The organism is Acinetobacter sp. AL9, from assembly GCF_041464035.1.
Classification (GTDB): Bacteria; Pseudomonadota; Gammaproteobacteria; order Pseudomonadales; family Moraxellaceae; genus Acinetobacter; species Acinetobacter towneri.
Map to the genome: position 1 here is coordinate 1 of NZ_JAYFSK010000075.1, position 8,899 is coordinate 8,899.

The window sequence follows — 8,899 nt, forward strand, 5'->3', positions numbered from 1 at the left end:
CCTATTTAAGTGATGTGCTGAAAAGGTTGCCGACACATAAAGTGACTCAGATTGAAGAATTGCTACCACACCGCTGGAAACCTGAACCGAATTAAAAAATAGGCATGGGGTTCAGCGGACGCTTACGTTCTTCCAATTCCATCATCAATTCAAGCATTTGTTCTTCTGCCTGCGCCAATTTGGTTTTCAGATCATTTTGCTCATTCATGAGTTTGAGCAAATCATCTTTACGGTTGGCATCGTAAAGGGCAGGATCTGCCAGTTCGGTTTCAATTTCAGTCAGACGCGGTTGAATTTTTTCAATTTGCGCTTCGTATTTTTCAATATTTTTACGAATAGGGCGAGTTTGTTCACGGCGTTGTGCTGCCAGTTTGCGTTGAGCTTCTTTATCTACTTTGACTAGGTTAGTCTTGTTCTCAACCAAGGGACTTGGATTGGATGGAGCTGTGTTGGATGTACCTTGCTTAAGCATGTCTGCACGAGCTTGGCGTAACCATTGGGCATAATCTTGTAAATCGCCTTCAAATTCTGTGCATTGTCCTGCATGAACCAAGAGTAAGTCATCGCAGACACTGGCAATTAATTGACGTTCGTGTGACACCAATACCACTGCACCTTCATAATCCTGTAATGCCATGGTTAAGGCATGTCGCATATCTAAGTCTAAATGGTTGGTCGGTTCGTCCAGAATCAGTACGTTAGGACGTTGCCAGACAATTAAAGCCAAAGCCAAACGTGCACGTTCACCTCCTGAAAAACTTTCACAAGGCGTGTCCATACGTTCGCCACTAAAACCAAAACTGCCTAAAAAGGCGCGTAAAGTGGCTTCGCTGATTTTTTTATCGGCAATGCGTGCCAGTTGTAGCATCGGGCTGGCGCTATCATCCAAAGCATCCATTTGATGCTGTGCAAAATAGCCAATATTGAGTAATTCTGAGGCTTTGCGAGTACCTGCCAATAACGCCAATTCACCCACTAAGGATTTAATTAAGGTCGATTTACCTGCGCCGTTCATCCCCAATAAACCAATACGACTGGTCGGGGTAATTTGTAGGTTAATTTTGCTGGCAATCACTTTGTCTGCATAACCAATGCTGACTTGTTCCAAGGTCAGTAAGGGTGAGCTCATTTTGGTCGGTTCACGGAAACTAAAGGTAAATGGTGTATCTACATGCGCAGGGGCAAGCAATTGCATGCGTTCCAATTGCTTGATACGGCTTTGTGCCTGCCGTGCTTTGGTGGCTTTGGCTTTAAAACGATCAATATATTTTTGTAAATGTGCACGGGTTTCTAATTGTTTTTCATACGCTTGTTGATGTTGTGCCAAGCGTTCACTGCGTGTGGTTTCAAAGGTTGAATAATTGCCTGTATATAAAGTCAGTTCACTATTTTCAATATGTAAAATATGATCGGTAATGGCATCTAAAAAATCACGGTCATGGGAAATCAGCACCAAAGTTCCCGCATAGGCTTTAAGCCAGTCTTCTAACCATAAAATTGCATCTAAGTCTAAGTGGTTGGTTGGTTCGTCCAGTAATAATAATTCGGAGCGACTCATTAAGGTACGCGCCAAATTTAAACGCATGCGCCATCCACCAGAAAAACTACTGACCGCCAAGCTGTTTTGATGTTCCATAAAACCTAAACCTGCCATCAGTTGTGCGGCTTTGGCGGGTGCGGTATAGCCATGAATTTCATCAAAACGACCATGCAAATGTGCAAGTTGGTCATTATTTAATTGTTCAGGATGTTGCAGTTGTTGTTGAATGTTCCAGTATTCTTCATCACCCGACAGCACAAAATCAATCGCAGGCAAATCCAATGCTTTAACTTCCTGTGCCATGTGCGCCACAGTCCAGCCTTGCGGACGGCTCAACGTACCTTCGTCTGGGGTTAAACTACCTAAAAGCGCAGCAAATAAACTGGATTTTCCTGCACCATTGACACCTGTAAGACCGACTTTCCAGCCTGGATGGATTTGCATAGACGCTTTTTGAAATAAAACACGTCCACCGCGGCGTAAAGAAACTTGGTCAAGTTGAATCATGGTGTTTACTGGTCACAACAAAAGTTGGGCATATTCTAATGGAAGCCCACCAGAAAACAAAAATAAGCCCAGTTTTATTTGTGATTTGCGAAAAATCTCTCTTGTGATGTTTAAAAATTATGATCTAACAACAGGCTTTTTTTATGACTTTGTAAACAAGCACAAAATACGTGCATGTTGGAAATGATCTTTATTTTGATCTAAATCTATAAAATATAAGTGAATTATGAAATAAAAATGATCGCTTAAATAAGGCAGTATAAGGTTTTGGCAGAATTGACAGATGAAATTCGAGTAAATGCTCTATTTTTTTAATTTGAACTTGCTTAATATTTGTTTCGTGTACGGACACTCAAAAATAAAAAAATCTGTAGAAGGATCGAAACAATGAAAAAAATATGGGTCAGCGCAACATTGACAGCATTCGCAGCGATCGGTTTCAGTGCTCAGGCGCAAGCAGCAAAAGTAGATGTATGTGTCTTTGACTTACTGGGTAAGTCAGGTGAATCTTTTCAGATGGCACAAGAGTGGGCGCTAGCAGCAAAAGGCTGGGGTGCAGAAGTCAATTTAATTCCACGTCAGGATGAAGCTGTCGCAGACAATGATTTTAAAGCAGGCAAATGTGATGGGGTATTTATGACCGCCATGCGTGCTCGCCAATACAATAAATTTGCAGGCTCGATTGATGCTTTAGGTGGTGCGCCAAGTAATGCGATTGCACAACGTGCCATCAGCTTTGCTTTAGATCAACGTAATGCAGCGAAAATGGTTACCAATTTAGGTGGCAAGAAATATGAAGTTGCGGGTATTTCACCTTTAGGTTCGGCCTTTATTTTTGTGCGCGACAAGAACATCAGCTCGATTGAAAAAGCAGCAGGGAAAAAGTTTGCGGTATTGGGCTATGACGATGCACAAAAAATTATGGTGCAGCGTGTAGGCGCGCAAGCCGTCATTTCTGATGTATCTAACTTTGTGGCGAAGTTTAACAATGGTCAGGTCGATATGGTCGGTGCGCCTGCCTATGCGTACAAACCTTTAGAAATCTACAAAGGTTTAGGCAATAACGGGGCAATGTTTAATTTCCCTGTATTACAAGTGACCGCAGACTTTGTGATTCGTCCTGAACAATTCCCTGCGGGCTTTGGGCAAAAATCACGAGATTGGTTTGTAAAAAATCTGCCTAAAGCGATGAGTATGATTAATCGTTTGGAAGGTGAGATTCCAGCCAAATATAAAATGAACTTGAGCGCAGAAGATAAAACCAAATATCAAAAAATGCTGCGTGATGGACGTATGGATATGACCAAACGCGGCATTTATGACCCTGCCATGATGAGTGTGTTAAAACGCGCTCGTTGTTCTGTCGAAAAAACCAATTTTGAATGTTCACTAGGTGGTGAATAGATTGATTTTTAATAAAAAAGCCTAGATCTCTAGGTTTTTTATAATGAAAGATTCGTCAATTGAGCCATATCAGCCAAAAAATCAAAATTCGCTAATCTGAGCTTGATAAAAGAACAGTGATACTAAATTGAAGGTTTGGATCAACTGTGCGCAGAAAAACAAAAAATGGAAGGAACTAGAAATGAAACAATGGACGCAAGCTTTATTATTTGGCGCAGGCTTATCTTTAGTCGCTAGTGCAGCGCAGGCTAAGCAAGTGGTCTGTGTATTCGACTTGGTCGGTAAAAACGGTGATGTCTATAACTTAATGCAAGACTATCAATTGGCGGCCAAAAACTGGGGCGCAGAAATTGAGTTACGCGTAGGTCAAAACGAAGGCGTGATTGCAGAAGATTTTAAAGCAGGAAAATGTGATGGTATTAGTGTGACGGGCATGCGTGGTCGTCAATTTAACCATTTTACAGGCTCATTAGATGCAATTGGTGCGATTCCAGATTTAAAACTGGCAGTTAAAGTCATGCAAGGTTTGGCGAGTCCTGCTTTTGCCAAATATATGCGCAATGGTCAGTATGAAGTCGCAGGTGTCATTCCTGTGGGTGATGCCTTTTTGATGGTGAATGACCGCAGTATTAATAGTGTCGCCAAAGCCGCGGGGAAAAAAATTGCTGTTTTAGATTATGACCAAGCGCAAAAAATTATGGTACAGCAAATTGGTGCGCAAGCAGTCAGTGCCGATGTCACCAATTTTGGCAGTAAATTTAACAATGGTCAGGTCGATATTATTGGTGCGCCTGCTGCAGTATTCCGTCCTTTGGAACTACATAAAGGCTTAGGCACTAAAGGCGCGATTGTGAATTATCCAATTTTACAGGTCACGGGCAATATTATTATCCGCCCAGATAAATTCCCTGCAGGTTTTGGGCAAAAATCACGTGAATGGGTGAAAGGGCAGTTACCACGTGCCTTTGGTATTTTAGGCAAAATGAAAGCCGATATTCCTGCAAAATATTGGATGCAAGTGCCTGCAGCAGATCAACCGGGTTATCAAAAAATGATGCGTGAATCGCGGATTGATTTAACTAAACGTGGTGTTTATGACAAACGCATGATGAAATTATTGTGGCAATTCCGCTGTAAAGAAGCGCCAACCAATTTTGAATGTGGCTTGCAGGACGAAAATTACAAATAATTGGAGAATCTTGAGGTAATTACTCAGAATTCACTTTAATTCTGCATCACCGTCCCAATATTGAGTATGCTATACTTGATAAGTGGTCTTTTTGCAGAAAAGACATCTGAATTGTACCTGAGGAAAATCCATCATGAATGCCCAAGCACTTGAGCTCACCGACAACGCTGCTAAAAAAGTTCGCCAATTGCGTGACAGTGAAGGTAATCAAGACTTAATGCTACGTGTATATGTGACAGGTGGCGGTTGTTCAGGATTTTCTTATGGCTTTAACTTTGCGGAAAGCCAAAATGAAGATGATGCAGAATTTGTGAATGGCGATGTAAAAATGCTGGTCGATTCACTCAGCTATCAATATTTAGTTGGCTCGGTAGTGGACTATATTGAAGGCTTGGAAGGTTCGCGTTTTGTGGTACAAAACCCGAATGCAACCACGACTTGTGGTTGTGGTTCTTCATTCTCAATCTAAGTATGATTTAAATATTTTTGAGTATCAGCATCTGAAAAAGTAGATTGATGCACTCAAAATGATCAAAGCCTTTCCTATATAGAAGAGGAAAGGCTTTTTTGTTGCTACTGATCTGGTTTAAAAGTGCATCCTTAAACCAAAGTCATGGTACCTAAAATGCGATCACCTTTAGCCCCTGTGACCGCAGGTAAATTGCCACTTAATTGCTGACAAAAACGCATTGCCAACCAAGCAAAGGCGGTGGCTTCGACCCATGTTGGGTTTAGCCCTAAATCGGCTGTACTTTGTACAGTCCATTGATGTTTGCGCAAACGCCAGCGCAATTGCTCTAGCAAATAAGAATTATAGGCACCACCGCCACAGACATAGACTTCACCTGTATCCATGCCTGAACGATAAATGGCTTTTTTAATCGCGCGGGTGGTGAGCTTTAATAAAGTCGCTTGAATATTTTCAGGATTATCTTCCAGCTCGTCATATTCCACATCATTGCGCCAATCGGCAACCTGTTCATCTAGCCATTCCAAGTTAAAGTCTTCGCGCCCTGTACTTTTGGGTGGTTCTTTAGAGAAAAAAGCATGGGCTTGTAAACGATCTAACAAGCTGCGAATCGGATGTCCATACGCAGCCCAATTGCCATTTTCATCATAAGGTTGTCCTGTGTAACGCTCACACCAAGCATCCATTAAAATATTGGCAGGCCCTGTATCAAAACCCGATACTGCTTCGGGCTGTCCTGCAGGCAACAAACTGACATTGGCAATGCCGCCTAAATTTAAAATTACCCGATGAATACTCGGATGTTGGAATAAGTTTTGATGGAAAGCGGGCACTAACGGTGCGCCTTGTCCGCCTGCAGCCATGTCACGACGACGAAAATCTGAAATTACAGGAATTTGGGTGATTTCGGTGATGATGTTCGGATCACCAATTTGTAAAGTAAAAGCATGTTCAGGACGATGACGAATGGTCTGGCCATGCGAACCAATCGCTTTAATTTGAGATTTATCCAGTTTATTTTTTTCAATCAGGCTGTTAATACCATGTCCAATCATGGTGGCTAAAGCCACATCTGCTTTGCCCATGCGGTCAATTTCATTGTCACCTGGCAAAGTCAGTGCCATGAGTTCGTCACGTAAATCGGGATCAAACGGCAAAGTCAGGGTCGCGTGGAGTTGCAGTGGATCAAAAGAAGCAGCAACAAGATCGACACCATCCATACTTGTGCCCGTCATTACCCCAATATAGATCGCTGTCATGGTTATTCTATAGCCTGCAATATGCTGAAAAAGTGTTAGTATATCGCACAAATTGAATAACTGATGTGTTTGGATTTCGTGATGTCAAATTTCCTGCCGGCTGAAGAACAACTTGCTCTCATTCAACGAGGCACGCATGAAATTATTTCTGAAGAAGATCTTCTAAAGAAATTAAAAGAGAATCGTCCTTTAAAAATTAAGGCGGGGTTTGACCCGACTGCACCTGATTTACACTTGGGGCATACGGTATTAATCAATAAATTAAAAGTATTCCAAGACTTAGGTCACGAAGTATTTTTCTTGATTGGCGATTACACTGCCATGATTGGTGACCCAACAGGTAAAAGTGCTACACGTCCGCCGTTGTCACGTGAAAAAGTCTTGGAAAATGCCAAAACGTATCAGGAACAAGTTTTTAAAATTCTTGATCCAAATAAAACCAAAGTGGTGTTTAACTCTGAATGGTTTGCAACAAAAACTGCAGCAGACTTAATTCAGTTGGCATCGCAGCAAACCGTAGCGCGTATGTTGGAACGTGATGACTTCACCAAGCGTTATAACAACCAGCAACCGATTGCGATTCACGAATTTTTGTATCCGTTGGTACAAGGTTATGACTCGGTGGCATTACAAGCCGATGTAGAATTGGGCGGTACAGACCAGACCTTTAACTTGTTGATGGGACGTACCTTGCAAGGTCGTTATGATCAGGAAGCGCAAGTTTGTATTACTGTGCCAATTCTTGAAGGCTTAGATGGCGTGAATAAAATGTCTAAATCTTTAGGCAATTATATTGGTGTATTTGATGCACCGGGTGCGATGTATCAAAAAGTCTTGTCGATGCCTGATAGTCTGATTGAGCGCTATTTTGAGTTACTCAGCTTCAAGTCGATGGATGAAATTGAAATTTTGCTTAAAGAAATGGCAGAAGGTCGTAATCCGCAAGAAATCAAAAAGATTTTGGCACTCGAATTGGTTGAGCGTTTCCACGGCAGCGAAGCTGCAGCCAATGCGCATAAAGGTGCAGGTAATATCATTACCGAAGGTGAATTACCTGAAGGTACGCCAGAAGTGACGATTTCACGTGCTGAATTTGGTGGTGAATTATTTATTGCTTCTATTGTACGTGCTGCAGGTTTAACCAAAAATGCCGCACAAGCCAAAGATGCTGTTGCACGTGGCGCAGTAAAAGTAGATTGGAATGTGGTTGATGCAGGTTTCTCGGTCAAAGAAAACGCAACATATATTATTCAGGCGGGTAAAAAAGCCATTGCCAAAGTCACATTTACGGACTAGATCCATTCTAAGTGATTGAAATAAAAGCAGGCTTCGGTCTGCTTTTATTTTCTGTTTGGTATATTAATTATATGAATAAGTAAATTCAAAAAAAACCTTATAAAAACAACACTTAAATTTTTCCAAGCAGCTTGCATTTTTGCTCAGTTATGTATAAGATTTACCCATCTAGACACAGTGTACAAAACAGATCTAGAGGGTACTTATAACTATAGCTCCACAATTTACAAGTCCCTTCCCCAAGGGACTCTTTTTTTCGTATAACTATAATAATGATATATGGATCGCATATAGATTCAACTCCGAGGGAGAGATTTTGGGAGAGATCTCTTTCTTTTTTTTGCCTCTAGTTTTGTTGTGGTTTATATCTAAAGGTAAAATGTAAGATTACTTCTCTTTGTTTTATAAAAATTTTCTTAAAACTTTAAGACCTAAATTCAAAATTCAAAGCTAAAGCTACTTTTATACGGCAAAACCTCTTGTAGGTAGTGCATGTGGATGGCGCGATCTAAACTTGTTGAATAGAGGAGTAGACTCATTCGACTTGAAATCAATAATGTAAATGCTGAACACCAACTTTTAATCAACGGACAAGACCTCCACACTGATATGAAATCAATGATAGGTACGCCGTATGTAGGAATATGATTCTGGATAATGCAAAAGCATTTTTAACTGAGATGTAAAATTTTTTTAGATATCATAAGACAAAAAGAATTGTATACATTGGCAATCGTTGATTACAGCCTGCAAAACTTGACCGATTTGAGCCCATAAAAGTATGGATAAAAAAGCCCTCTTTACTTTGTAGATGTGAGTTTTTATTTAAATTTGATGAAAAAATAGCTAAAAAATTAAAAAACCAAGTATTTTTGTAGAAAAAAAATACATACGTGAAAAATATCCTAATTTGGGGCTTGCAAAGATTTTGAAATCCCCTAGAATGCACACATCCCGACGCGAAACAGCCTACAAACTTAGCTCACAGGGTTAAGTTGTAGAGAATTTTTTGCGTTAAAATTTCTACTGACGAGGTAGAAGTTGAGATCATTAAGAGATTATGAAGAACAACTTGTGTGGATTTTTACTGATTGATCGATCGAAAATATTTCATTGATTGATTGGTTTAAATTACTCGAAGTTTATTTGAGCGAAATTTAAGTCAGAAAATTGATGAGCCAGATTTGGAAGTTTAGATTAAAGCTTCAAAATGATTTTAACTGAAGAGTTTGATC

Annotated in this window: 7 protein-coding genes; 5 read left to right on the plus strand and 2 right to left on the minus strand. The window is 40.5% G+C overall.

Going from position 1 to position 8,899, the window contains the following annotated elements; all coding sequences use genetic code 11:
- The coding region (locus ACEO2X_RS12370; RefSeq protein ID WP_178867550.1) for a transposase domain-containing protein at positions 1 to 95 on the plus strand (95 nt) is incomplete at its 5' end.
- Here ACEO2X_RS12370 and ACEO2X_RS12375 read toward each other — a convergent pair.
- Positions 92 to 2,047 (minus strand): ATP-binding cassette domain-containing protein, encoded by a 1,956-nt coding sequence (locus ACEO2X_RS12375; protein WP_371972094.1) that lies wholly within the window; start codon positions 2,045 to 2,047, stop codon positions 92 to 94. The two genes, ACEO2X_RS12370 and ACEO2X_RS12375, sit on opposite strands and share 4 nt — an antisense overlap.
- A gap of 387 nt (positions 2,048 to 2,434) precedes the next feature.
- Between ACEO2X_RS12375 and ACEO2X_RS12380 the strand changes: the two genes are divergently transcribed.
- The 3 genes from ACEO2X_RS12380 (at position 2,435) to erpA (ending at position 5,109) form a co-directional block, all read left to right on the plus strand.
- On the plus strand, positions 2,435 to 3,451 hold the full coding sequence (locus ACEO2X_RS12380) for a putative solute-binding protein (protein WP_004969750.1): 1,017 nt from the start codon (positions 2,435 to 2,437) through the stop codon (positions 3,449 to 3,451).
- A 181-nt stretch (positions 3,452 to 3,632) separates the two neighbouring features.
- Entirely contained in the window at positions 3,633 to 4,640 is a 1,008-nt protein-coding gene (locus ACEO2X_RS12385; protein ID WP_104852777.1) for a putative solute-binding protein, read from the plus strand.
- A gap of 133 nt (positions 4,641 to 4,773) precedes the next feature.
- Positions 4,774 to 5,109 (plus strand): iron-sulfur cluster insertion protein ErpA, encoded by a 336-nt coding sequence (erpA, locus tag ACEO2X_RS12390; RefSeq protein ID WP_004969742.1) that lies wholly within the window; start codon positions 4,774 to 4,776, stop codon positions 5,107 to 5,109.
- Between the two features lie 131 nt (positions 5,110 to 5,240).
- Here erpA and ACEO2X_RS12395 read toward each other — a convergent pair whose 3' ends face one another.
- Positions 5,241 to 6,368, minus strand: a complete 1,128-nt coding sequence (locus ACEO2X_RS12395) for an anhydro-N-acetylmuramic acid kinase (RefSeq protein ID WP_004969740.1) — start codon at positions 6,366 to 6,368, stop codon at positions 5,241 to 5,243.
- Between the two features lie 63 nt (positions 6,369 to 6,431).
- Here ACEO2X_RS12395 and tyrS point away from each other — a divergent pair, with 63 nt between their 5' ends.
- A complete protein-coding gene (tyrS, locus tag ACEO2X_RS12400; protein WP_162164701.1) occupies positions 6,432 to 7,664 on the plus strand; it encodes a tyrosine--tRNA ligase in 1,233 nt (410 codons plus the stop codon).
- The last annotated feature ends 1,235 nt before the right edge of the window (positions 7,665 to 8,899 follow it).